Source organism: Hymenobacter lapidiphilus (assembly GCF_003417065.2).
Lineage (GTDB): Bacteria > Bacteroidota > Bacteroidia > Cytophagales > Hymenobacteraceae > Hymenobacter.
Map to the genome: position 1 here is coordinate 24,830 of NZ_QVLT01000002.1, position 23,772 is coordinate 48,601.

Here is a 23,772-nt window from a genome sequence, read left to right on the forward strand (position 1 = left end):
CGAATATGCCCGTCATGCTGAGCGCAGCCGAAGTATCTCTACTGATTTGTTGCAATGGTGTTGATTAGCGTTGCGGTAGAGATGCTCGGCTGCGCTCAGCATGACGTTCTATGTAGTAGCAAGCTGTTACTTCTTCTCTTTGACCTCGTTCTTGTCTGCCTCCGTTACATTTCGGCCAAACAGGTGCCGGCCTTCGGTGTCGGGGGCCTCGCTGATTTGGTGGAAGCCGTTGGCTTCGAGCGCGCGCCGGGCGGGGGCGTTGGCGGGGGCTATGCGGGCGGTTAGGTAGCGCACCATATCCGTGTCGGCGGCGTGGCGCACGAGGCCAACTACCAGCTCGGTGCCCAAGCCCTGGCCCTGCCAGTCGGTGGCCACGGCAAACCCGATTTCGGCCGTCTCATCGACGGGTGGGCCGTGGAAGCCGCCGGTACCGATAAGCGTATTGACGGGAGCTTCGGAGCCGGCCCGCAACAGGGCGTACCAGCCGTACCAGCCCGCCGCCTCGCGGCCGCCGACCGTAAGCTGCTCCAGCGCGTGCTGCTGCACCTCGGCATCGTATTCGGGCGGGGGCCAGTGCTGGGGCAGCTGGGCCCCCAGCAGCACCGGGAAGTACTGCGGTTTGGCTGTTTCAGCAATCAGCAAGGCCCGGCTGGCAGCAACCAGCGTCAGGCGGGGCGTGTAGGTAATGAGTGGAATCATGAAAAAAGATACGCAGCCAAGCCGGATTAGGGTGTAGCTGGATTTCGGTGGGGGCCTTTGCGGGCCGCTGCACCGGCTTGTGGCAAACGACTATCTGCCGCCCGCCGCTACGGCCATCGTAGTCTCGGTCAGGTGGTGTTCTACGCAGTCGAGCACGTTCTGCACGGTGCGCAGGGCCTCCATTTCGGCATCGGTTATTTCGATGTGAAAGCGGTGCTCCAGGTTGATAGCCAGCTCCACCAGGTCAATGGAATCCAAGCCGATGTCCTGCTGCAGGCGGGTGCCGGGGCGCATCACCAGGGCCGGGTTGCGGCCTTTGCGCAGCAGCATCCGCTCTACCTGATAACGAATGATATTTTCCATGAGAGAATCAAAAAGCAAAAAAACAGACTATCGGGGCCCTACTCAACGTGGCTGAGTAGCGTCGTAGTATTGGGAGCGGGCAGCGAGGCCAGCTGCGCCACCGGCGAATCGGGCCGGAGCTGGTCGCCGGCTTGGGCGGTAGGGGTCAGCACTATGCCATCGGCCGGGGCCGTAACGAACACGAAACCAATCATGGGCACGGCCCGCGCCAGCAGCTCGTGGGTGGCGGCCAACTGGGCTTGCGCTGCCGACAGCTGCCGGGCCGGGGCCGCCTGGCGTAGCAGGGCCGCGTAGGCCTGCTGCTGCCGCTCCAGCCGAAGCTGCAACTGCTGCTGCTGCACGCTGGGCTGCTTCTGCAGCAGCTTCAGCAGCAACTGCCCCCGCCGCACATGCTGGCCCGCGTGGTAGAACACCTCGTGTACCCGGCCGCTCTGGCCAGCCAGTAGCGGCTCACCCGCCACTGGTACCGAGGCAGTTGTCGGCGGAGGCACCACAACAGAAATCGGATTTGGGTGGGAAGGAGCAAGCCAGCGGGGCACTACAGTGCCGCCGGCTGCGAAGGCAAACAGGAGTAGCCCTGCGCCAATTGATTTTTTCATGAGTTGAAACCGGCTGGCCCAGCTAGGGCAGCCTGCCCTAGCTGGGCCAGCCACCAGTAAAAAGAGGCGCTTCTGCAAAAAAGGCCGAAAGCCGGCAGAAGCAAAATGGAGAAAAGTCTAAAACCGTTTAGGCTGCGGACAATGCCAAGCAAGCGAGGTGCTTGGTCAGAAGTAGCGGCCGTGGAATCGACAGTAGGTTATTGTAACACAGAAGAATAGCAATAATCTGACTGTTAATGGCTTAATGTTCAGGCCGAGCTTTGGGGGCAGCGTCCGGCCAGTCGCTGATGCAGCTGCTGCTGCAGCTGGGCCACCGAAACGGCCGCCAACGCGGTGCACATGGCCTCAATGGCCGGGCCGAACAGCTGATCGAGGGTCTGCTGCATCACCCGGCCCAGGTCGCACGCTTGGTTGGGTGTGGTGCTGCCTACCTGAAACAGGTCGGGCTCGGCCTGCTGCATGGCCCGGTACACATCGAGCAACGAAATATCGGCGGGCGGGCGGGCCAGCAGCGTGCCGCCGCCGGTGCCGCGCTGGCTGCGCACCAACCCGGCCGCGCCCAGCGTGCCCAGCAACCGCCGCACCACCACCGGGTGCGTGCCGGCGCTGCCAGCTAGCACATCCGACGAAACCGGCTGCCCCGGCGAGTGCGCCAGGTAAGCCAGAATATGGGTTGCAACGGCAAAACGGGTGTTCATGACTAGGTAAGTAACAGATTTGGTTACAAATGTACGACGTAAAAAGGTTGTGCGCAATCTTTTTTACTTTTAACCGGCGTTAGCTCGACTACTCTGCTTATTTATTCGATCCAAGTACCGAAAAGGCCCGCCTGATAATCCTGGTAAGCCTGCCGGATTTCGGCTTCGGAGTTCATTACGAAGGGGCCGGCGGCTACGATGGGTTCCCCGAACAGCGCGGCGTGGCCCAGTAGTAGCACGGCGTCGTCGGTCAGCGCTTGGGCTTCCAGCTCGTTGCCGTCGGGGTTGAACTCCAGCAGCTGCCGGGCTTCGGCTTCCTGCCCGTTCACGCGTACCCGGCCCCGAATCACGTAGCAGAAAATCGTGCGCCCGGCCGCAATGGGCAGGCGCAGGTGGCCATCCTGCCGGAAGTTGACGGTGGCCAGCGCCATGTCGGTGAGCGGCTGCACGGCCCCGGCCGTACCAGCCCACTCGCCCGACACGGCGTGGATGGTCACGCGCTCCTCGTCGAGCGTTACGGCCGGAATTTCGGGCTGCTGCAGGCCGATGCAGCGTGGATCGGTCATTTAGAGGCGGGCTGGCAGGTTTATCCAGAGCTGCAGGATTTCCAGCGGGCCGCCGGTCTGCTTGAACTCGTCGGACGATATTTCGGAGTGAATCAGGCCGCGGCCGGCCGTCATCCATTGTATGCCGCCCGGCCCGATAACGCTGCGGTGCCCGCCCGAATCCTGGTGCATAATGTCGCCTTCCAGAATAAACGTAACGGTTTCGAAGCCGCGGTGCGGATGCGGGCCGAAGGGCAGGCCCCGGTTGTGGGCCGGATAGGTTTGCGGGCCGTGGTGGTTGAGAAACAGGAACGGGTCGAGGTGCTGCAACGAGCTCGTGGGCAGGGCCCGGTAGGTCGCCAGGTCGTCAACGGGGGCGTTTTGGGCCTGGTGAACGGCTTTGATGGTGCGCATCGGGGAAGGAAATTAGGGAGGCCAATTGATTGCCGGGGCCGATTGGCCGTAGGAAGGGCGGCGAATAAAACGTTTACGACCCGTTTTGTTATACCACCGGCTTCGGCCCGTTTCTTCTCAGCCTGACTTCCCTACAAATACTCCTAATGATTCATCTGTTTCAGCCCTTTACCCAGCGCGGCGTTACGCTCCGCAACCGCCTCGTCATTTCGCCCATGTGTCAGTACAGCTCCGTCGACGGCTTCAGCACCGACTGGCATCTGGTGCATCTGGGCTCGCGGGCCGTGGGCGGCGCCGGGCTGGTGCTGCTCGAAGCCGCCGCCGTAACGCCCATCGGCCGCATCACCCCCGACGATTTGGGCATCTGGCAGGACGAACACGTATCCGGCCTGCGCCGCATCACCGATTTCATCCGCACCCAGGGCGGCGCTTCGGGCATTCAGCTGGCCCACGCCGGCCGCAAAGCCAGCCACAACAGCCCCTGGAAGGGTGGCAAAGCCCTAAGCCTAAACGAGGGCGGCTGGCTGCCCGTGGGCCCCAGCGCCCTGGCGTTCAGCCCCGAATATCCCACCCCGCAGGCCCTGGATAAAGCCGGAATCGAAGAGGTTATTGAGGACTTCCGGCAGGGAGCCCGCCGGGCGGTAGAGGCGGGTTTCGAGGTGATTGAGCTGCACGCGGCCCACGGCTACCTGTTGCACGAGTTTATGTCGCCCCTGAGCAACGAGCGTACCGACGAGTACGGCGGCTCGTTTGAGAACCGCGTGCGGCTGCTGCTGGAAGTGGTGGCGGCCACCCGCGCCGAAATGCCCGACGACCGGCCGCTGTGGGTGCGTATTTCGGCCACCGACTGGACCGAGGGCGGCTGGACCGGCGACGACTCGGTGCGCTTGGCCCGCCTGCTGAAGGATTCCGGCGTGGACCTACTCGACTGCTCGACGGCTGCCAACGTGCCCAAGGCCGACATTCCGGTGGGCCCCGGCTACCAGGTGCGCTTCGCCGAGCAGGTGCGCCGCGAAACCGGCCTGGCCACCGGCGCCGTCGGCCTCATCACCGATGCCCAGCAGGCCGAGGAAATTGTGGCCGCCGGCAAGGCCGATGTGGTGCTGCTGGGCCGCGAGTCGCTACGCGACGCTTACTTCCCGCTGCACGCCGCCCACGAGCTGGGCGCCGATGTGCAGTGGCCGGAGCAGTACGAACGCGCCAAGCCCAAGCTGTAAGTCTGGAGTCGTAAGCCTCACTAAAAGAACGGTCATTCAGAGCATGTGGCGCATAGAGCCAGGGACGAAGAATCTCGCGTGCCAAAGCAATCCTGCTGTCAGGAGTTAGCGTGGCACGCGAGATTCTTCGTCCCTGGCTCTATGCGCCACATGCTCGGAATGACCGTTCTTGTATTCAGCCTGCAGCTTGTGGCTCAATTTCACGACCTTGTTGTAAGCCTTGTCTTTATCTTCCTGCATGAACAACCTTTCCGCTCCTCACCGAGCCGGGGCGGCGGCGGCCCTGCTGCTGGCGCTGGCCGGCTGCACAACCTCCCGGCCCACGGCCGTTGCGCCTGCTGCTTCCTCGTCCGATTCCGCGCCCGCGGCCGCCCAAGATCTGGGTCCTGGCCGGAGCATCAGTCTGGCCGATGTTGACCGTTCGGTTTCTCCCTGCGAGGACTTTTTCCAGTTTTCGGGTGGCAACTGGCTGCGCAACAACCCGGTGCCGGGCTACGCCTCCAGCTGGGGGCCGCGCAACCTGCTCAACGACCGAACCCAGGCCCGCCTGCGCCAGCTGCTAGACGATGCCGCCGCCGACCAAAGCGCCGCCCCGGGCAGCAACCGCCAGAAAGTGGGCGACTTCTACGCCTCGGGCATGGACTCGGTAGGCCTGGAACAAGCCGGCCTGAAGTATCTCAAGCCCGAGCTGGCCCGCATTGCCGCCATTAGCAACCTGGCCGGCGTGCGCACCGAAATTGCCCGCCAGCAGACGCTGGGCACCGGCGCGTTTTTTCGGGCCGGCGTAACGCCCGACCGCAAGAACAGCAGCCAGTATGTAGTGAGCATGAGCCAGGGCGGCCTGAGCATGCCCGACCGCGACTATTACCTGAAGAGCGACGCCCGCTCGCTGGCCGTGCGCACCGCTTACGTGCAGTACCTGACCAACACGTTTAAGCTGCTGGGTGAAAGCCCTACGGCCGCCGCGGCCAAGGCCACCGCCGTGCTGCGCCTCGAAACCCGCTTGGCCAAAGCCAGCAAAGACCGGGTTTCGCTGCGCGACCCCTACGCCAGCTACAATAAAATGACGGTGGCCGAGGCCAACCAGCGCTTCCCCAATATGGGGCTGCCCGCGATGCTGAAAACCAACGGTTTGGGCGCGGCCGCCGAGGTAATCGTGGGCCAGCCGGAGTTCTTCCAGGAGATGAGCGAGGTACTAAAGCAGACGCCGGTGGCCGAGCTCAAAACCTACCTCGACTGGCAGCTGGTATCGTCGCTAACCTCGGCGCTGCCCAAGGCGTTTGGCGACGAGGCGTTCCGGTTTGCCCAGGTGCAGAGCGGCGCCCGCCAGCAGCCCACGCGCTGGAAACGCATGCTGAGCGCCACCGATAACACGTTGGGCGAGGCCTTCGGGCAGCTGTACGTGGATGAGGCCTTCCCGCCCGCCGCCAAGCAGAAGGCGCTGGATATGCTGGCCAACATCCGCGAATCGATGGCCGAGCACATTAAGACCAACACCTGGATGAGCGAGCCGACCAAGCAGGAGGCCCTGAAAAAGCTGTCCGCGCTGCGGGTGAAAATCGGCTACCCCGACCAGTGGAAGGATTATTCGGCCCTGAGCATCTCGCGCGAATCGTACCTGAAAAACGTGCTGGCGGCCCGGCAGTGGAGCTTCCGGCAGAACGTGCAGAAGTTCGGCGGGCCGATTGACCGCACCGAGTGGGGCATGACGCCGCCCACCATCAACGCCTACTACAGCCCGCCGCTGAACGAAATCGTGTTTCCGGCCGGCTACCTGCAGCCGCCCTTCTTCGACCCCGCCGCCGACGACGCGGTGAACTACGGCGCCATTGGCGGGGTAATGGGCCACGAAATCACCCACGGCTTCGACGACTCGGGCCGTCAGTACGACTCGCAGGGCAACCTGCGCGACTGGTGGACGCCGGCCGACGCGGCCGAATTCACGAAGCGCGTCGGCATCGTTGGCACCCAGTACTCGGCCTTCTCGCCGCTGGATTCGGTGTATGTGAACGGCAAGCTGACCATGGGCGAGAACCTGGCCGATTTCGCCGGCCTGACCATCGTGTACGCCGCCCTCCAGAAACAGCTCGACAAGACCTACGGCAAAGGCAAGCGCCCGCTCATCGACGGTTTCACGCCCGAGCAGCGCTTTTTCCTGAGCTGGGCCCAGCTGCGGCGCACCAACATCCGCCCCGAAGCTCTGCGCCAGCAAATCCTCACCGACCCGCACTCGCCCGGCCAGTACCGCACCATCGGCCCGCTCATGAACATGCCCGAGTTCTACCAGGCCTTCGGCTGCCAGCCCGGCCAGAAAATGGTCCGGGCAGAAGCCGAGCGGGCTAAGATTTGGTAATGAAACGAATGATAAAGAACAGTCATGCTGAGCGAAGCCGGAGGCGTAGCCGAAGCATCTCTACCGCAGTGGTAATCCCATTGGGTGCAAGGAAGCGGTAGAGATGCTTCGGCTACGCTCCGCTTCGCTCAGCATGACGTTCTTATTCCACAATTCAACTCACAACCATCCAATTCCCACAACCCCATGACACCACAACGGACCCTGCTACTTACCCTCGGCACTGCCGCCGGCCTGGCTTTGGGCGGCTGCGCGACCAGCAAGCCGGCTACGACTGCCAGCACTACTACCGCCGACGCGGCCCCGCAGCTCGGCCCCATCATGCCCGGCATCGGCCTCGACCCGGCTAATATCGACCCGTCGGTTTCGGCTTGTGAGGACTTTTTTCAGTATGCTTCGGGAACCTGGCTGAAGAACAATCCGGTGCCGGCGGCCGAGTCGCGCTGGAGCTCCTGGAACGGGCTTATCAACCAGAATGAGGCCGTGATGCGCCAGATTCTGGAGGAGTCGGCGGCCAATACGACGGCGGCGCGGGGCTCGAACCTGCAGAAGGTGGGCGACTACTACGCCTCGGCCATGGACTCGACGACCATCGAAACGGCCGGCCTCAAGTACCTCAATCCAGAGCTGAACCGCATCAGCAGCATCAAAAGCCTGAAGGACCTGCAGATGGGCCTCGTGCGGGCTCAGCAGCTACAAACCCGCTCGGTGTTCGGGCTGGGCGTGTCGCAGGACCGCAAGAAGAGCGACGAATACGCCCTCTACCTCAGCCAGGGCGGCCTGAGCCTGCCCGACCGCGACTATTACCTCAAGGACGATTCGCGCTCCAAAACCATCCGGGCGGCCTACACGGTGTACCTCAACAACACCTTTAAAATGCTGGGCGACACGCCGGCCGCGGCGGCCAAGCACGCTGCCACGGTGCTGCGCCTCGAAACCCGCCTGGCCAAAGCCAGCAAAGACCGCGTAGCCCTGCGCGACCCCTACGCTAACTACAACAAGATGAGCGTGGCCGAGGCCAGCAAGCAGTTCCCGAACCTGAACCTGCCCGCCATGCTGCCCGCCCTCAACCTGGCCGCGGCCCAGGAGGTGATTATTGGCCAGCCCGAGTTCCTGAAGGAGGCCAACGCGGCCCTGACGCAGGAGCCGCTGCAGGACTGGAAAACCTATCTGCGCTGGCACTTGGTGTCGTCGGTGGCCTCGGCGCTGCCCCAGGCCTATGTCGATGAGTCGTTCCGCTTTCAGCAGGTGCTGAGTGGCGCCAAGCAGCAGCAGCCCCGCTGGAAGCGCATGCTGCGGGCCACCGACGGCTCGCTTGGCGAGGCGTTCGGCCAGTTGTATGTCGATAAAGCCTTCAAACCCGAAACCAAGGTGAAGGCCCAGCAGATGGTGGCCAACATCAAGGAGGCCATGGGCGAGCATATCCGCGGGCTGGAGTGGATGAGCCCGGCCACCAAGGAGGAAGCCCTCAAGAAGCTGGCATCGTTCACCGTAAAAATCGGCTACCCCGACAAGTGGAAGGACTATTCGGCCCTCAACATTTCGCGCGAGTCGTATCTGCAGAACGTGCTGGCCGCCCGCGAGTGGGAGGGTAAGGACAACGTGAGCCGCTACGGCAAGCCCATCGACCGCTCGGTGTGGGGCATGACGCCGCCCACGGTGAATGCCTACTACAACTCTTCGCTCAACGAAATCGTGTTCCCGGCCGGCATCATGCAGCCGCCGTTCTTCGATCCCAAGGCCGATGACGCGGTAAACTACGGCGGCATGGGCGCGGTCATCGGCCACGAAATCACCCACGGTTTCGACGACCGCGGCCGCAGTCGGATGCCCAGGGCAACCTGCGCGACTGGTGGACTAAGGACGACGCGACCGAGTTCACGAAGCGCGCCGACATGGTGGGCGCCCAGTATTCGGCCTTCTCGCCGCTTGATTCGGTGTTCGTGAATGGCAAGCTGACGATGGGCGAAAACCTGGCCGACTTCGGCGGGCTGGCCCTGGCCTACTCGGCCCTCGAAAAGCAGCTCAAACAGAAGTACGGCAGCACCCCGCCGCCCCGCTACGACGGCTTCACGCCCGAGCAGCGCTTTTTCCTGGCCTGGGCCCAGGTGTGGCGTACCAACGCCCGCCCCGAATACCTGCGTCAGCAGGTGCTCACCGACTCGCACTCGCCGGCCCAGTATCGCACCAACGGCCCGCTGATGAATATGCCCGAGTTCTACGAAGCCTTCGGCTGTAAGGAGCCCGCGAAAATGGTGCGCAACGAGCAGCAGCGCGCCAGAATCTGGTAGCGGTTTCTTAGCTGTTAGCTGACAGCTTTTAGCTAATAGCGCCGTGCAAAAAGGCCGTCCGGGATTCGTCCCGGACCGGCCTTTTTTTAGTCACTTACTGCGGTGCTAACTGTGCAACACAAGTCAGTTCGGCGAAAAGGCTAACGGCTAATAGCTCTTCGCTAACAGCTTAAAAAATATCCACAGCCAAAGCCAGCAGCAGGCCGGCCAGCGTAGCCAGCAGCTTGCGCACGTTGAGGCGGTGGTCGGGGCTGGTTTCGAACAGGATAGTGGTGGAAACGTGCAGGAAGTTGCCGGCTACCAGCCCCAGCAGGGCGGCGTAGAGGCCGGTCCCCAGCAGCTGGTCGAGCACTACGTAGTTGCTGATGATGATGCCGGTCGGGCCAGCCAGCGCGAACAGCAGCAAGTAGGGCAAAGCCCGCCGGAACGAGCCGAGCCGCAGCTGCAGCAGCGCCATAAGGGCGAAGGCGGCTGGAATGTGGTGCAGGGCAATGCCGGTCAGGATGGCGTAGAAATTATGGCTGACGTCGCCGGCTACCGGGTCTTTAATCAAAATGCTGCCCTCCAGAAAAGAGTGGATAGCCAGCGAAAAAAGCAGCATGAACGGCACCCGGCCGGCGTGTTCGGCGGGCTCGGGATGATGGTGCACGTGGCCGTGCTCGACGCCCTGCGAGAACACCTCCAGCAGCATCTGCCCGAAAAAACCCGCCAGCACGAAGTAGCCCACTTGGTGGCCGGGCCGCAGCTGCAGCGCCTCGGGCAGCAGGTGCGTAACGGTGAGCGTAAACAGGTAAGCGCCGCTGAAAGCCAGCAGCGGCTTCATCCAGACGGTGCCGGCCGTGGGCACGAAGCGCGTCAGCCACCCGGCCCCTAGCACCGTCAGAAACAGCGCAAAAACGGCAAACCACATAGATTGATGAGTTGATTATTTGCTCAGGATGACAGGTGGCTACCGCTTATTTCTTCAGCACGAACAGCATGCGGGGGCTGGTGGCCAGGTCGAAGGGGCTAAGCTGGTAGTCGCCCAGCGTTTCGGCCAGGCGCAGGCCCGCCAGCTGGAAGTACTCCTCGAACCGCTCCAGCGTGAGGGCCCGCACCCGCTCCACGAAGTGTTGCGGCTGGCCCTGCTCATCCTCAAACCGGATGTCCTTTACGATGAAGCCGTGCTGGAGGTGGCGGTGCAGCTCGAACGTAACCCCATCAACAGTCTGGGTTTCGTGGGCCACCAGCTGCCGGATGGCCAGATCGGTGTTGAGGAAATCGATAACCAGCTTGCCACCCGGCCGCAACGCGTCGGCGGCATGGCGCAGGGCCACCACGTTCTCGGCCTCTTCGGCAAAGTAGCCGAAGCTCGTAAACAGGTTCAGCACCAGGTCGAAGGGGCCGTAGGGCAGCTCGTCGCGCATGTCGTGCTCGTAGAAGCGCAGGTGCTCGTGCGCAAACTGCTGGGCATGCGCAATGCTTTGGGCCGATAAATCGACGCCTGTTACATCAAAGCCCTGCTCGCTGAGGTAGCGGGCGTGGCGACCTTTCCCGCAGGCTAAATCGAGCAGGCGGGCGCCGGGCTGCGGGTGCAGGTGCTCCAGCAGCCGCCCCAGAAATTGCCGGGCTTCGGCGTAGTCGCGGTGTTGGTAAAGGCGGTGGTAGTAAGGCGAATCGAACCAAGTGCTAAACCATTCGGCAGCAGCAGCAGACATAGGCAGGGGCGGAAAAACGAAAAAGGGCGTAGCTACGCCCTTTTTCGCATTCGGGAAAGCAGATTGGCCGCCGCCCGCAGGCGGGGTACGGGCCGGTCGTTACAGCGTGGTGGCCGGCTGGGCCGCGGGGTTAGGCTCCAGATCCATATTGCAGACCGGGCACTTGCCGGGCTTGTCGCTGGCGCTGCCCTCGCATTTCATGGGGCAGATGTAGGCGGCGGTGGCCACGGGCGTCGCTTCGGTACCGGCAGCGGCGGGGGCTTCGGTTGCGGCGGGCGCTTCGGTGGCCGTGGCCTCGGTCGTAGCGGCCTTCTGCTCGCAGCTGGTTAAGGCCAGCACGGGCAACAGGCACAATGCCAGGGCAACTTGCTTGAAATAGGTCATGAGCTTACAGGTAGCGGGCAATTACTTCTTAGGGCCCTTCAGGGCCTTGGTCGCCGTGGTGTCAGAGGCCTTTTTCACGCTCTGCATTGCCTCGGGGCTGTTGGTGAGCGGGGCAGTAGGGTCGTTGGCAGTGCGCGACTCTTCGGCGTTGGTCCGTTTGCGGATGTTGGGCTCGTCGAGCGTTACGCCCGAGCTAACGGGTTCGGCAATGGCACCACTTTTTTCGTTGTTCACCAGCTCATCATGGTCGTAGTTCTCGCTGGAGCGGCTGCCGGGGGCTACCATGTCCAGCGACACTTTCTTGTCGGGCCGCCAATCCGACGGTTCGGCGCTGCATCCACCCAGGGCCAGCGCAGCCAGGGCAAAAGCGGAAATAACGAGTTGCTTGCTCATAAAGGAAAACTTAGAGGTGAGATGGGGGAGATGAGAAGTGAGACGGGCGGAATAAGGAATGAGCAAAACGTTAGCCGGACGGCAGCAGTTGGCTCACTTCTCACCCCTAGCATCTCACCTCTGCTAAACAGCTATACCAAGAGGCTTTTACGGCGTAGCATGGCTTCGAACAGCTTCTGGTCGTTGCCGGAGTTGAAAATACGGTCGGGTACTTCCACAAAGATAGGCGCATCAAAGGTGCGGGCCATCCAACGCTTAAATCCTTTGATTTCGTCCGGTAGTTCGGGCGTCTTGAGCAGCAGCAGGTAGCCGGCCGGCTCGCGCTTCACCTCGCCAATCATGTCCCAGGTCAGGCGCATGCCCTCCTTTTCGTTGCGCCGCAGCACAATCTGCTTGTTATCGAATTCGTAAGCCATCTTCTCGAACAGCGGCTTGCTCTGCTCCACCTGCGTCATGCCCGTTACCTGGGCCGAGCGGAAGAGAACGTAAAGCAGCGTGAGGCCCACCGAAAGGGCCAGCCACCACCACGAATGCCAGATAATGGCCGGCAGCAGCCCCACCGCAAACGGAATAAGGGCATACCACCACTCGCGCCGCCACACCCGGCCCATGGCTATGCGGGTGTAGGTGTTGGTATCGAGCTGGTGCTTTTTGGTACGGATGGCCATCGGTGAGGGGCCCTGCTGTTGCTGCCGGTAGCTCCCGCGCTGGTTGGGTTGTTGCATTGGTTGTCAGGTCTTAGGTCTTAAGTGCTCAGGGCTTGGAGTTTAAGGCTTACCGGGATTCTTTCCACTATCAGCTTGCTTGTGCAGAACAACCGACGAGCCCAAAAACCTGCGTCCTAACAGCTAAGACCTCATTTAAAATGCTTTCAGGCTCATGTCCAGGCTGCGGACGGAGTGGGTGAGGGCCCCGACTGAGATGTAGTCGACGCCGGTGGCGGCTACATCGGCAATGGTTTCCTCGGTGATGCCGCCGCTGGCTTCGAGCGGGAAGCGGCCTGCCACCAGGGCTACGGCCTCGCGAAGCTGGGCCGGCGCCATGTTGTCGAGCATGATGCGGTCGATGCCGCCGGCGTCGAGGGCCTGCTGCACTTCGGCCAGCGAGCGGGTTTCAATTTCGATGGGCAGCTGCCGGCCCGTTTGGGCCAGGTAAGCCCGCGAGGCTTCGATGGCTTGGCGCACACCCCCGGCGTAATCCACATGGTTGTCCTTGAGGATAATCATGTCGAAGAGGCCGTAGCGGTGGTTAACGCCGCCGCCAATCAGCACGGCCCATTTTTCGGGCAGCCGGAAGTTGGGCGTGGTTTTACGGGTGTCAAGCAGGCGGGCCTTGGTGCCGGCCAGCAAACTCACGAGGTGGGCCGTGTGGGTGGCAATGCCACTCATGCGCTGCATACAGTTGAGCACCAGCCGCTCGGCCGTGAGGATGCTGCGCGCCCGGCCTTCTACTATGAGGGCCACGTCGCCGTAGCTTACGCGGGTGCCGTCCTGGAGGCGCACGTCCAGCACTAGGTCGGCATCCACAAAGGTGAAAATGTGGCGGGCCAGCTCCACCCCGGCCAGCACGCCGGCATCTTTGATGAGCAGGTGGGCCCGGTTGCGGGCTTCGGCCGGAATGGACGAAAGCGCCGAATGGTCGCCGTCGCCCACGTCTTCAGCCAGGGCCGCTTGGATGAAGGCCGTCAGGGCTTCAGGAGTAAGGTAGGAAGGCGTTTGCACGGGACAAAAATAGCAAAAACGGCCCGGTTCCGGGCCTTATAGTTGAAGTCTCTACGATTCCGCCCGAATAGAGCCTATTGGCTTACCATATTGCGTTGCTTATCGCACAAAAAAATACCGCGCCCCAAGGCACGGTATGAGTAGGTGAGGCGGCCGGAGCCGGGCGTTATTCCTTCTTGAAGTCGATGGTGGCAATTTTGAGGCCGCCGTCTGCTGTTTTCATCTTCACAAACATAGAGTAGACGCCTTCTTTGTCGGTGTAAAGGCCGGCGGCATAGGGGGTGCCCTGGTTGCTGCCGCCGTAATGGTTGAAATCGAAGGACGTGGGCGGGTGCTTGGCGAAGAAATCCTTCATCACGAATTCGGCCTGGGTGGCGCTATAGGTCTGCTTGTCGCCGTTGAAGCTCAACTCCACGCTGGGCGCAAAAAGCTGGGCCAACTCTCGGGCATTGCTGTTCCGAATAGCGCTGCGCACCGGCCCGAATGAATCGGCCTGGGCCATCACACCGACAGCCAGCAGCAACCCCAGTACCAGCACCGAAGCAAAAGAAATAAGACGTTTCATGTAAAAACAGAAAGAGTTTGGTCGGCAAGGTGCGAAAATAGTGCCAAGGTGCCGCCATGCGAAGCCCGATTTAACTAAATGGCCCGGCCGGCCGGTAAGTTACGGATGAGCCGGCCTTTATGCCGGGGCTGCCGTATCTTTGCGGGCATGAACAAACAGGTACTGCTGGTGATTCTGGACGGGTGGGGCCTGGCTCAGGATAAGACGGTTTCGGCCATTGACCAGGCGCACACCCCCTATGTTGATTCGTTGTTCGCGCGTTTTCCGCATAGCAAGCTCCAGGCCTCGGGCGAGGCCGTGGGCCTGCCCGATGGGCAGATGGGCAATTCGGAGGTCGGCCACATGAACATCGGCGCCGGCCGGGTGGTGTACCAGGACCTGGTGCGCATCAACAAGGCCGTGCGCGAGCGGAAACTGACCGCCGTGCCCGCCCTGCAGCAAGCCTTTGCCTACGCTCGCGAGCACCGCAAGCCCGTGCACCTGATGGGTCTGCTCTCCGATGGCGGCGTGCATTCCCACATCGACCACCTCAAGGCCCTGTGCTCCATCGCCCACGATGAGGACGTGCACAACGTGTTTATCCACGCCTTCACCGACGGCCGCGACACCGACCCCAAGGGGGGAGTGAGCTACGTGAACGACCTGGAGCAGCATCTGCAGCGCGGCGCCAGCGGCAAAATTGCCTCCGTGGTGGGCCGCTACTTTGCCATGGACCGCGACAACCGCTGGGAGCGGGTGAAGGTGGCGTACGACGTGCTGGTGAACGGCATCGGCACGCCCTCGCAGAACCTGATTCAGAGCATGCTCGACTCGTATAAGGAGGGCGCTACGGATGAGTTCATGAAGCCCATCGTGAAGGTGGACGCCGATGGCACGCCGCTGGCCACCATTCGTGAGGGCGACGTGGTTATCTGCTTTAACTTCCGCACCGACCGGGGCCGCGAAATAACCGAGGCCCTCACTCAGCAGGATTTCCACGCCTTCCAGATGCAGCGCCTGAACCTGCATTACCTGACCATGACCAACTACGACGCCACCTTCACCGGCGTCATTCCCATCTTCGAGAAGGACAACCTGGAGCACACGCTGGGCCAGGTGCTGGCCGAGCACGGCAAGCGGCAGATTCGCATTGCCGAGACCGAGAAGTACCCGCACGTCACGTTTTTCTTTTCGGGCGGGCAGGAAGTGGAGTTTCCCGGTGAAAGCCGCATTATGCGCAACTCGCCCAAGGTGGCCACCTACGACCTGCAGCCCGAAATGAGCGCCTACGAGCTGCGCGACGCGCTGGTACCGGAGCTGCTGGCCAAGTCGGCCGATTTTGTAGTGCTCAACTTCGCCAACACCGACATGGTGGGCCACACTGGCATCTTTGCCGCCGCCGTGAAGGCCGCCGAAGCCGCCGACGAGTGCACCCGCGGCGTAGTGGAAGCCGCGCTGGCCGCCGATTACGCCTGCATCATCATTGCCGACCACGGCAACGCCGACATGATGGTGAACCCCGACGGCTCGCCCAACACGGCCCACACCACCAACCTGGTGCCCTGCATTCTGGCCAGCAACGACTACCACGGCCTGCTGGCCGACGGCAAGCTCGCCGACATTGCACCCACCGTGCTCGAACTGATGGGCCTGCCCCAGCCCGTCATCATGACCAGCCTGAGCCTGTTGCGGCCCCCAATCCTCGCCCCGAATGCGTAAGCGTGGGCTCGTGTTGCCGGTTGCCCTGGCTATGCTGCTCACGGCCTGCGGACCGGAGAACGATGTGCCGGCGCCCAACGAGGCCCTGCGCCAGCATACCAGCTACTTCAACCTGCCGGCTTTCCTGAGCGAGCAGAGCACCGAACTCAACCGCCGCAAGCCTGCCGTGGAAAAGCAGGTGCTGCTACGCGATGGCGGCCTGGAAACCGAACGCCTCACGCCCACCGACTGGGCCAGGGAGCTCCAGATTTTCCAGCAGGCCGATATCGACAAGCCCGCCCTGCGCGGCCTCTACCTGGTAGATTCGGTGGCCACGCCCGACGGGCTGTTGCGGCGCACCTACCGCCGCCGCCCCGGCGTGGAGCAGCCGGTGCGCCAGCTCTTGGTCGTCAGCCGCAACGGGCAGGTGCAGCAGGTGCGCGCCACCGTTTCGCAGGACAACCCGTTGGTGTACTCCTCCAAAACCCTGGAGCTCGATAGCCCGAACGGCCAGCTTAGCACCTACCGCGTGCAGGGCGTACAGAAGCTGATTTTGTTCGACTCGGTGCGCTACGCGGTTCGTGGAACGATAGGGCAGTAGCGCAGAACGTCATTCAGAGCGAAGCGAAGAATCTCGCGTGAATCGTTACAACAGTTGTTGTTCAACGATTCATGCGAGATTCTTCGCTTCGCTCTGAATGACGTTCTGTACTACTGCCTAATCCTTAACTGCCCATCAACGTGGCTACTACCCAGCGGCGGCCGCCGTGGGTGCGGTGCTCACCTAAATAAATGCCCTGCCAGGTGCCCAGCAGCAGTTCGCCCCGGCTGATGGGGATGCTGACGGCGTGGCCCAGCAGGCTGGCTTTGAGGTGAGCCGGCATATCGTCGGGGCCTTCCTGGGTGTGCTGGAAGTAGGGGGCGTTTTCGGGCACCAGCCGGCGGAAGAAATGCTCGAAATCGGCCCGTACGGTGGGGTCGGCGTTTTCGTTGAGGCTGAGGCTGGCGGAGGTGTGCTGGATGAAGAAGTGCGCCGTGCCCACCTGCAGCTGCTCCAGCTCGGGTAGCTCGGCCACCAGCAAATCGGTAATCAGATGAAAGCCCCGGCTAAGTGCCGGCAGCCGCAGCCGTTTCTGGAAGCAGTGCATAGAAAGGGAATTCAAAGCGAAAAAGTCAAAAGTAAAAGTACGCTCAGGATACCGGAGCGCACTTTTACTTTTGACTTTTTCGCTTTGAATTCCCTATTAGGGATTCACCCGCTCGTAGGCGCCGATGTCGGGCGTGGTGGGGTTGCGGGGGCGGTTGAGCAGGTCGGTGGGCAGGCCCAGCAGGGGCAGGGCCCGGTTGCTGGCCGACGAGAGGCTATCTAATTCAAAGCTAAGCGAAGTGCCCCGAAAGCGCAGAGGCGTGCTTTTGAAGATCGAGGCGGCAAACTCGTCGGGGTTGAGTACGTTGCCGTTTTTCTGCTGGCCCAGTGGCCCCGTGTTGTCGTACTTCTTGGTTTTGAGCAGGCTGTTGCGGATGCTGATATTGCCCGCATACTGCTCACCGGCCACGAACTCCAGCTCATCCCCGTCGCGGATACTGCCCCAGATAATGGAGTTGCGCACCGTCAGGCCACGAGGCGCAACTGCGGGCAGTGGCTGGTCATTAATGGTTTCAAAGGGTGCCCGGGGCGAAATCAGGACCGAGGGCTGGTCGCGGGTGCCGAGGCTGTAGTTGGCGATGGTGCAGTAGTCGAGCCGGACCTGGCTGCTTTGCACGGCGTATACCGCGTACTGCTCGCAATTGCTGATGAGCGTGTTGCTGGCCGTCAGGTCGCCGCTCAGGCTCAGCAGCGCGGCCCCATCGAAACCCAGGCCGCTGTTGAGGGTAGAAATATTGCGCAGCTCCACATTCTCGATTCGCACCTGCGGGCGCGGCTGCTCATCAAAAGGATTGAAGAGGTAGATGCCCAGCGTGCTGTTCTTTATTTCGGTGTAGCGCAGCACGTTGCCCTGGCTGCCCAGGTCGAACTCGATACCGCCCCATTGGCCGGGCCGCTCGGCGTACTCGGCCTCGCGCCGGTCGCCCTGGAAGCGCACGATGTTGGGGTCGGTGGGCTTGATGGGGCCGGTAGGCTGATAATCGGGGTTGCACAGCAGGCGGCCTTTTACCACCAGATAGGAGCGGAAGTGCGAGTAGATGCGTGCGCCGGCCGCAATAGTCAGTGTGATGCCCGGCTTCACGAGCACCGAGTTGTAGATAACGTGCGGCTTGTCGGCCTTCCAGACGGTGTTACTGGTGATGGTTTCGGCATCGTGGAAGTAGGCGTTCTGGCCGTAGCTGAGCACCTTCACGGCCTGCGCGTTGCCATTGGTTACAAAACGCAGGTCGTCTTCTACCAGAAACGGCTTGCCATCGGCCGGCGTGGGGTCGATGGTGGCCCGCACCAGTACCAGCAGGCTGTCTTTACCCCTGATTTCCACATTGCGGGCGCTGGGGCCGGCGTCGCCGTTTATCAGCAGGTTGTAGGTTACGGCCGGCCGGCTTTGCAGGCTTATTTCGGCCACCCGCACGGCCCGGGCGTTGCGGTTGTACACCCACAGGCGCTTGGTTACGGTGCCAGTGGCCACAAACACCGTATCGAACTTCACCGTGTCGAGCGAGAATTCCAGCCGGGCACTGCTGTCGGTCGTTATCAAATCCTCCTTCGGCTCACAGCCTGGCAGCAGCACCGTTGTGGTCAGGGCTGAAAGCAGGAGCAGCAGCGGAAGCAGGAAGCGCATTGGTTAGTGGTTTTAGAAGAAAAAGAGCGTCATGCTGAGCGAAGCCGGAGGCATAGTCGAAGCATCTCTACCGCTTCGTTGCTAAACTAACCCGATGTCAGGATTGCTACTGCGGTAGGGATGCTTCGACTACGCCTCCGGCTTCGCTCAGCATGACGTTCTGCTTTCTTCACCCAACGTCCAAGCCACTCCGAAAATTATCCGACGCCTTCCTGCAGGCGCGCGGCGCTTTCGGCGAGGCGGAGCTGCTCCACGAAATCGTCGATGTTGCCGTCCATCACGCTGGCCAGGTTATGCACCGTGAAGCCAATGCGGTGGTCGGTTACGCGGCCCTGGGGGTAGTTGTAGGTGCGGATTTTGTCCGACCGGTCGCCGCTGCCAATCATGCTCTTGCGCTGGGCACCTTCAGCTTCGTTCTTTTTGGCCAGCTCGATTTCGTAAATCCGCGAGCGAAGCACGCCGAGGGCCTTATCGAAGTTCTTGAGCTGCGACTTCTGGTCCTGGCACTGGGCCACGAGGCCGGTGGGCAGGTGGGTGAGGCGCACGGCCGAGTAGGTCGTGTTTACCGACTGTCCGCCGGGGCCCGACGACATGAACAGGTCCTTGCGCACGTCGTTCATGTCGATCTGTACGTCGAGCTCCTCGGCTTCGGGCATCACCACAATGGAAGCCACGGAGGTGTGGATGCGGCCCTGGGTTTCGGTGGCCGGCACCCGCTGCACCCGGTGCACGCCGCTCTCAAACTTGAGTTTGCCGTACACGTCCTCACCTTTCATGGCCAGAATGATTTCTTTGTAGCCGCCCGAAGTGCCTTCGGTGGCGTCAATCAGATCCATTTTGAGGTTGTGCTTTTCGGCGTAGCGCATGTACATGCGCTGCAGGTCGCCGGCAAAAATAGCCGCCTCGTCGCCCCCAGCCCCAGCCCGGATTTCCATGATAACGTCCTTGCTGTCGTTGGGGTCCTTCGGAATCAGCAGCTCCTTGATAACGGCTTCGAGGCGCTCCTCTTCGGGGTAAAGCCCTTCGAGCTCGTCCTTGGCCATCTGGCGGAAGTCCTCGTCCTTTTCGGTAGAAATGACCTGCTTGGAACTGGCAATGTTGGCCAGCACGTTCTGGTAGGCCTTGTACTCGACCATAATCTTGCCCAGGTCTTTGTATTCTTTGTTGAGGGCCTTGAAGCGCTTCATGTCGCTCATGGCTTCGGGCTGGGTCAGCTCCTCGCTCACGTCCTCGTAGCGCCGTTGAATGGCCTCTAGTTTATCTAGCATCTTGCCTTCTGAAATTTGTAGTAGGGTTGCAAAGATACGGAAACGAAGCGGGCTGGAAATACCTCTCTTGGCGCCGGCAGGCTGTACCTTTAGCCAGTTCGTAAGAACGATGTAGGGGCGGGGCTTGCCCCCGCCCGCCGTTTAACGGGAACAACGCGGTGCGTTGGATGTATATCGTTTAAGCGGCGGGCAGGGGCAGCCGCCCCTACCTCGTTTGCCTAGCCTTTATACCCCTTACTCATGCACCCGCTCCTGCCTTTTGCTTCCCTGCTGCTTCTGCTCACTGCCTGCCGTCCCGATCAGGTCGAGCACCTGAGCAACACCAAGGAGCTGGCCAAGGAGGCCGTTAACTGGGAAGTGAAGCGCATTATGCCCAAAGATTTGCTGCGGGCCACGGCCTGGGCCGGCGACTCGCTCACGCGCACCGCCGAGCGGGAGTTGCGCCAGGCGCTGGCCGATAAGCTGGCCGCGGGCGGCGTGGCGGCGGCCCTGTCGTTCTGCCATCCCGAGCGCCTGCCCCGCACCGATTCGCTGGCTAAAACGCTGCAGGCTACGCTAACCCGCGTGAGCAACCGCCCGCGCAACCCCCTCAACCAGGCCACGCTGAGTGCCGCCGAGCTGAACCCGGCCGACACCGCCCGCCAGGTGGCCCGCCCGAGCCAGGAGGTGTTCACCTACCAGCGCCCCCTGGTGCTGAATGACCAGCTTTGCCTGCGCTGCCACGGCGAAGTGGGCAAGGACATTACGGCCGCTGATTACGCGCTCATCAGGCAGCAGTACCCGCAGGACCAGGCTACCGGCTACCAGTTGGGCCAGGCCATGGGTGTGTGGCGCGTCAGCCTCAGCCGCAGCGGCGCAGCCGAGTTCTGGACGATGAAAACCCGGAAGGTGATGAAGCCGCGCAAGCCTTTGTTTTAGGGAAGCAAGAAGTCAGAAGAGAACGTCATTCTTCGCTTCGCGCTGAATGACGTTCTCTTCTGACCCTCTCAAAAACAACCTTCGGCCTGTCTTTGCAGTTTGCCTTTTCTATGACGACTACCGTTTCTTCCGCCCAACTGCCCGTTATCATTGTTGGAGCCGGCATGGCCGGGCTGGCTTGCGCCAACTACCTGCACCGCGCCGGCCGCCCCGTGCTGCTGCTCGAAGCCGCCGACGCCGTTGGTGGCCGCGTGCGTACCGACGTAACGCCCGAGGGCTTCCGCCTCGACCGGGGTTTTCAGGTGCTGCTCACGCGCTACCCCGAGGTCGAGCGGCTGATCGACTATGGCGCGCTGGACCTGAAGGCCTTTAGCTCGGGAGCCGTTATCCGGCTGCCCGACGGCAAGGAAACGACCCTGCAGAACCCGCTGCAACGGCCCATGGCTGCGTTTTCGGCCCTCACTTCGCGCATCGGCACGCTGCCCGACAAGCTGCGGATTCTGAGCCTGGTGAAGCACGTACACGGCTACACCAGCGGGCAGCTGATAAGCCGCAACTCCACCAACAGGCAAAGCACGCTCGAATTTCTGCGCCATTACGGCTGGAGTGAGCAAATCATCGACAACTTCTTCCGGCCCTTCTTTGGGGGCGTATTTCTCGACCGGAGTCTGAGCACGGCGGCCAACTTCTTCGAGTTCGTGTTCCAGCAGTTTGTGCAAGGTGAGGCCGTGGTGCCGGCTCTGGGCATGCAGCAGATACCCGAGCAGCTGGCCGCTCGCCTGCCTGCCGGCACCGTCCGCCTGAACAGCCCGGTAGCCGCCGTGGAGGGCCTCACCGTCCGGCTGGCCAGTGGCGAAACCATTGAAGCCGCCGCCGTAGTAGTGGCCGTCGATGGCGAAGCCGCCGGCCGCCTGCTGCCCACCGCCACCGACGAGGCACTCGTTTCTACCCCCGCGTCTTTGCAGTGGCGGCGCACTACCTGCACCTATTTTGCCGCCCCGGCTTCAACCAGCCGCCCCGATAGGCTGCTGCGGCTCAACGCCTCGCCCACCGGGCAGGCGCACAACGTGGCCTTCCCTTCGGATGTGGCCCCGGCCTACGCCCCAGCCGGGCAGCGACTAGTATCGGTGAGCACCCACGGCGAGCATGGCCTCTCGGAAGCCGGCCTGACGGCCCAGCTGCGCCGGGAGCTGACTATTTGGTTCGGCCCCGAAGCCACCGGCTGGCCCCACCTGCGCACCTATAATCTGCCCTTTGCCCTGCCCGAATACCCCGCCGGCCAGCCGGCGCGCCAGTCGCTGCGGCTCGGTGCCCACCTCTACCGCTGTGGCGACTATGCTGCTTACCCCTCGCTAAACGCCGCCCTGGCTGCGGGCCGCGAGGTAGCGGAAATGATTTTGATTTAGCATTCTCAAGCCCCGCACCCTACGCCGTGCTGCGCGACCTGGGTTACTCACTACCAATTACCCAATACTAAAGAAGCCGGGCAATGGTCGGAGTGGATGACGTCGGGCAGCAGGTCGGCGTGGCGGATGTGAGGCACGAGGTGGTTGTCGACCAGCAGGTGGTCGAGGCGCCAGCCGACGTTGCGGGCGCGCGAGCCGGCGCGGTAGCTCCACCAGGAGTAGCGCTGCGGCGCGTCGCCGTGGTGGTGGCGGAAGGAGTCGGTAAAGCCGTCGGCCAAGAAGTCGCGGAACCACTGGCGCTCCTCGGGCGTGAAGCCGGGGCTTTTCTGGTTGGCCTTGGGGTTGTGCAGGTCCAGCTCGCGCTGGCAGCAGTTGAAGTCGCCGGCAATAACCAGCGGTGGTACCCCGGCCGCTTGCAGCCCGGCCACGTAGCGCCGGAAAAAGTGCAGCCACTCCACCTTAAACGCCTGCCGCTCGGGCCCGCTCGTGCCCGAGGGCATGTAGGTGTTCAGCACTGCGCAGTGCTCGAAATCGAGCCGAAGCACCCGGCCTTCGGTGTCGTAGCGCTCCTGGCCGCAGCCTTCGGTTACCGCCAGCGGCTTTTCCTTGGAGAAGATGGCCACGCCGCTGTAGCCGGGTTTCTGGGCCGGATGCAGGTAGGCATGGTAGCCCAAATCCGTCAGCCGCGATACGTCGAGCGGCTCGCGGCCGGCCTTTATTTCCTGCACGCACAGCACATCGGGCCGGGCCGTGGCCATCCAGTCGGCCAGGCCCTTGCTCAAGGCCGAGCGCAAGCCGTTGACGTTGTAAGAAACGATGTTCAAAGCAGTGATTTGTGTGGGGAGATGGAAAGTAGAACGGCAGAAAAGAACCGTGTCATGCTGAGCGAAGGCGCAGCCGCAGTCGAAGCCGCAGTCGAAGCATCTCTACCGCAGTAGCAATTTCTAACGTCAGGGTTAGCATTGCAGTAGAGATGCTTGACTGCGGCTGCGCCTTCGCTCAGCATGACAACGTACTGCTTCTCTATTCCTCCTGATTCTGCTCGTCGAAGTATTCCAGCACGTGCCATTTCAGCATGCGCTCCTGCTCTTTGAGGTTGGAGAAGGGCAGCGCCTGCAGCAGCCGGTAGTGGGGCCAGCCCTCCTCGTCCACGTTTTCGCGCTCGTAGTAGCCCGAAATACTGAACAGCCGGCAGGTGGCAATGTGCATTAGGTCCTGCTTCTGCTCCTTGGTAAAAGGCCCTGCGCCCTGGCCCAGTTCCTGCACACCAATAAGCAGCAGCAGAGCGTTCATGTCGGGCTTTTTACCGAAGCGGGTCTTCATCTCCGTCATCAGCTCCCACCAGCGGTGCTCGAACTGGGCTTCGGTTTCCTGAGGATCGAGCATGTTTAAGCGGCGTGCGGATGAACGGGCGGCGGGGTTACCGTTTCTTCCTTGAGGGCCTCCCAGTACTCCACGGCACGCCGGAAGTGCGGAATCACGATGCTGCCCCCGATGAGGTTGGCAATGGCGAACAGCTCATAGATTTCCTCCTCGCTCACCTTCTCCTCGTAGCATTTGCCCAGGTGGTACTTAATGCAGTCGTCGCAGCGCAGCACCATGGAGCAGGCCAGGCCCAGCAGCTCCTTGGTTTTCACGTCTAGCGCGCCATCCTGGTAGGTGTTGGTATCGAGGTTGAAAAAACGCTTGATGACCTTGTTGTCGGCCGCCAAGATTTTCTCATTCATGCGCTGGCGGTAATCGTTAAATTCGGTGACGATGCTCATGGACTGGTGGGCTGATGAGTGGATAGGCGG

25 protein-coding genes and 1 pseudogene are annotated in these 23,772 nt (G+C 62.2%); 7 read left to right on the top strand and 19 right to left on the bottom strand.

Going from position 1 to position 23,772, the window contains the following annotated elements; all coding sequences use genetic code 11:
- Positions 1-126: 126 nt before the first annotated feature.
- From D0N36_RS01295 to D0N36_RS20040, 6 genes are all read right to left on the bottom strand, one after another.
- Complete coding sequence (locus tag D0N36_RS01295; protein WP_116939253.1) at positions 127-699, bottom strand: GNAT family N-acetyltransferase; 573 nt, start codon at positions 697-699, stop codon at positions 127-129.
- Positions 700-789: 90 nt separating this feature from the next.
- On the bottom strand, positions 790-1,062 hold the full coding sequence (locus D0N36_RS01300; protein WP_116939254.1) for a phosphopantetheine-binding protein: 273 nt from the start codon (positions 1,060-1,062) through the stop codon (positions 790-792).
- A 38-nt stretch (positions 1,063-1,100) separates the two neighbouring features.
- The gene (locus tag D0N36_RS01305) at positions 1,101-1,661 is read right to left on the bottom strand and encodes an efflux RND transporter periplasmic adaptor subunit (RefSeq protein WP_116939255.1); all 561 of its coding nucleotides are present in this window, start codon (positions 1,659-1,661) and stop codon (positions 1,101-1,103) included.
- A gap of 248 nt (positions 1,662-1,909) precedes the next feature.
- Positions 1,910-2,359 (bottom strand): Rrf2 family transcriptional regulator, encoded by a 450-nt coding sequence (locus tag D0N36_RS01310; RefSeq protein ID WP_116939256.1) that lies wholly within the window; start codon positions 2,357-2,359, stop codon positions 1,910-1,912.
- Between the two features lie 101 nt (positions 2,360-2,460).
- The gene (locus D0N36_RS20035) at positions 2,461-2,925 is read right to left on the bottom strand and encodes a pirin family protein (RefSeq protein WP_317191423.1); all 465 of its coding nucleotides are present in this window, start codon (positions 2,923-2,925) and stop codon (positions 2,461-2,463) included.
- Positions 2,926-3,318, bottom strand: coding sequence for a pirin family protein (locus D0N36_RS20040; protein ID WP_317191424.1), 393 nt, complete (start codon positions 3,316-3,318; stop codon positions 2,926-2,928). It lies immediately after the preceding gene.
- A 146-nt stretch (positions 3,319-3,464) separates the two neighbouring features.
- Here D0N36_RS20040 and D0N36_RS01320 point away from each other — a divergent pair, with 146 nt between their 5' ends.
- The 3 genes and pseudogenes from D0N36_RS01320 to D0N36_RS01330 all read left to right on the top strand — a co-directional run bounded on the left by D0N36_RS01320 (position 3,465) and on the right by D0N36_RS01330 (position 9,179).
- Positions 3,465-4,535 (top strand): NADH:flavin oxidoreductase/NADH oxidase, encoded by a 1,071-nt coding sequence (locus D0N36_RS01320; RefSeq protein ID WP_116939257.1) that lies wholly within the window; start codon positions 3,465-3,467, stop codon positions 4,533-4,535.
- 238 nt (positions 4,536-4,773) lie between these two features.
- Positions 4,774-6,888, top strand: a complete 2,115-nt coding sequence (locus D0N36_RS01325; protein ID WP_116939258.1) for a M13 family metallopeptidase — start codon at positions 4,774-4,776, stop codon at positions 6,886-6,888.
- A gap of 321 nt (positions 6,889-7,209) precedes the next feature.
- Positions 7,210-9,179, top strand: a pseudogene (locus D0N36_RS01330) (M13 family metallopeptidase).
- 169 nt (positions 9,180-9,348) lie between these two features.
- Here D0N36_RS01330 and D0N36_RS01335 read toward each other — a convergent pair.
- The 7 genes from D0N36_RS01335 to D0N36_RS01365 all read right to left on the bottom strand — a co-directional run bounded on the left by D0N36_RS01335 (position 9,349) and on the right by D0N36_RS01365 (position 13,939).
- Positions 9,349-10,089 (bottom strand): ZIP family metal transporter, encoded by a 741-nt coding sequence (locus D0N36_RS01335; RefSeq protein ID WP_116939259.1) that lies wholly within the window; start codon positions 10,087-10,089, stop codon positions 9,349-9,351.
- A 46-nt stretch (positions 10,090-10,135) separates the two neighbouring features.
- Positions 10,136-10,876: a class I SAM-dependent methyltransferase gene (locus D0N36_RS01340; protein ID WP_116939260.1), complete on the bottom strand. Its 741-nt coding sequence runs from the start codon at positions 10,874-10,876 to the stop codon at positions 10,136-10,138.
- A gap of 99 nt (positions 10,877-10,975) precedes the next feature.
- On the bottom strand, positions 10,976-11,260 hold the full coding sequence (locus tag D0N36_RS01345; RefSeq protein ID WP_116939261.1) for a heavy metal-binding domain-containing protein: 285 nt from the start codon (positions 11,258-11,260) through the stop codon (positions 10,976-10,978).
- 21 nt (positions 11,261-11,281) lie between these two features.
- Positions 11,282-11,653, bottom strand: coding sequence for a hypothetical protein (locus D0N36_RS01350; protein WP_116939262.1), 372 nt, complete (start codon positions 11,651-11,653; stop codon positions 11,282-11,284).
- A 131-nt stretch (positions 11,654-11,784) separates the two neighbouring features.
- Positions 11,785-12,378 (bottom strand): hypothetical protein, encoded by a 594-nt coding sequence (locus D0N36_RS01355; RefSeq protein ID WP_116939263.1) that lies wholly within the window; start codon positions 12,376-12,378, stop codon positions 11,785-11,787.
- 135 nt (positions 12,379-12,513) lie between these two features.
- Entirely contained in the window at positions 12,514-13,374 is an 861-nt protein-coding gene (nadC, locus tag D0N36_RS01360; RefSeq protein WP_116939264.1) for a carboxylating nicotinate-nucleotide diphosphorylase, read from the bottom strand.
- Between the two features lie 166 nt (positions 13,375-13,540).
- The gene (locus D0N36_RS01365; protein WP_116939265.1) at positions 13,541-13,939 is read right to left on the bottom strand and encodes a DUF4783 domain-containing protein; all 399 of its coding nucleotides are present in this window, start codon (positions 13,937-13,939) and stop codon (positions 13,541-13,543) included.
- 147 nt (positions 13,940-14,086) lie between these two features.
- On the opposite strand from D0N36_RS01365, the gene gpmI reads away from it, so the two are divergent.
- On the top strand, positions 14,087-15,637 hold the full coding sequence (gpmI, locus tag D0N36_RS01370; RefSeq protein WP_116939266.1) for a 2,3-bisphosphoglycerate-independent phosphoglycerate mutase: 1,551 nt from the start codon (positions 14,087-14,089) through the stop codon (positions 15,635-15,637).
- Positions 15,630-16,217 carry a hypothetical protein gene (locus D0N36_RS01375; protein WP_116939267.1) on the top strand — a complete coding sequence of 196 codons (588 nt, stop codon included), beginning with the start codon at positions 15,630-15,632 and terminating at the stop codon, positions 16,215-16,217. The genes gpmI and D0N36_RS01375 overlap by 8 nt, the downstream gene beginning before the upstream one ends.
- Before the next feature lie 124 nt (positions 16,218-16,341).
- Here the strand turns inward: D0N36_RS01375 and D0N36_RS01380 are convergent, their stop codons facing one another.
- From D0N36_RS01380 to prfA, 3 genes are all read right to left on the bottom strand, one after another.
- Positions 16,342-16,764, bottom strand: a complete 423-nt coding sequence (locus tag D0N36_RS01380; RefSeq protein ID WP_116939268.1) for a secondary thiamine-phosphate synthase enzyme YjbQ — start codon at positions 16,762-16,764, stop codon at positions 16,342-16,344.
- 96 nt (positions 16,765-16,860) lie between these two features.
- Positions 16,861-18,384, bottom strand: coding sequence for a right-handed parallel beta-helix repeat-containing protein (locus tag D0N36_RS01385; RefSeq protein WP_116939269.1), 1,524 nt, complete (start codon positions 18,382-18,384; stop codon positions 16,861-16,863).
- A gap of 197 nt (positions 18,385-18,581) precedes the next feature.
- Positions 18,582-19,652, bottom strand: a complete 1,071-nt coding sequence (prfA, locus tag D0N36_RS01390) for a peptide chain release factor 1 (protein ID WP_116939270.1) — start codon at positions 19,650-19,652, stop codon at positions 18,582-18,584.
- Between the two features lie 240 nt (positions 19,653-19,892).
- On the opposite strand from prfA, the gene D0N36_RS01395 reads away from it, so the two are divergent.
- A complete protein-coding gene (locus tag D0N36_RS01395; RefSeq protein WP_116939271.1) occupies positions 19,893-20,570 on the top strand; it encodes a c-type heme family protein in 678 nt (225 codons plus the stop codon).
- A 110-nt stretch (positions 20,571-20,680) separates the two neighbouring features.
- A complete protein-coding gene (locus D0N36_RS01400) occupies positions 20,681-21,976 on the top strand; it encodes a protoporphyrinogen/coproporphyrinogen oxidase (protein WP_116939272.1) in 1,296 nt (431 codons plus the stop codon).
- A gap of 50 nt (positions 21,977-22,026) precedes the next feature.
- Here the strand turns inward: D0N36_RS01400 and D0N36_RS01405 are convergent, their stop codons facing one another.
- From D0N36_RS01405 to D0N36_RS01415, 3 genes are all read right to left on the bottom strand, one after another.
- Complete coding sequence (locus D0N36_RS01405; protein ID WP_116939273.1) at positions 22,027-22,800, bottom strand: exodeoxyribonuclease III; 774 nt, start codon at positions 22,798-22,800, stop codon at positions 22,027-22,029.
- Between the two features lie 199 nt (positions 22,801-22,999).
- Entirely contained in the window at positions 23,000-23,362 is a 363-nt protein-coding gene (locus D0N36_RS01410) for a hypothetical protein (protein WP_116939274.1), read from the bottom strand.
- Positions 23,363-23,364: 2 nt separating this feature from the next.
- On the bottom strand, positions 23,365-23,742 hold the full coding sequence (locus D0N36_RS01415; RefSeq protein WP_116939275.1) for a carboxymuconolactone decarboxylase family protein: 378 nt from the start codon (positions 23,740-23,742) through the stop codon (positions 23,365-23,367).
- Positions 23,743-23,772 lie beyond the last annotated feature (30 nt).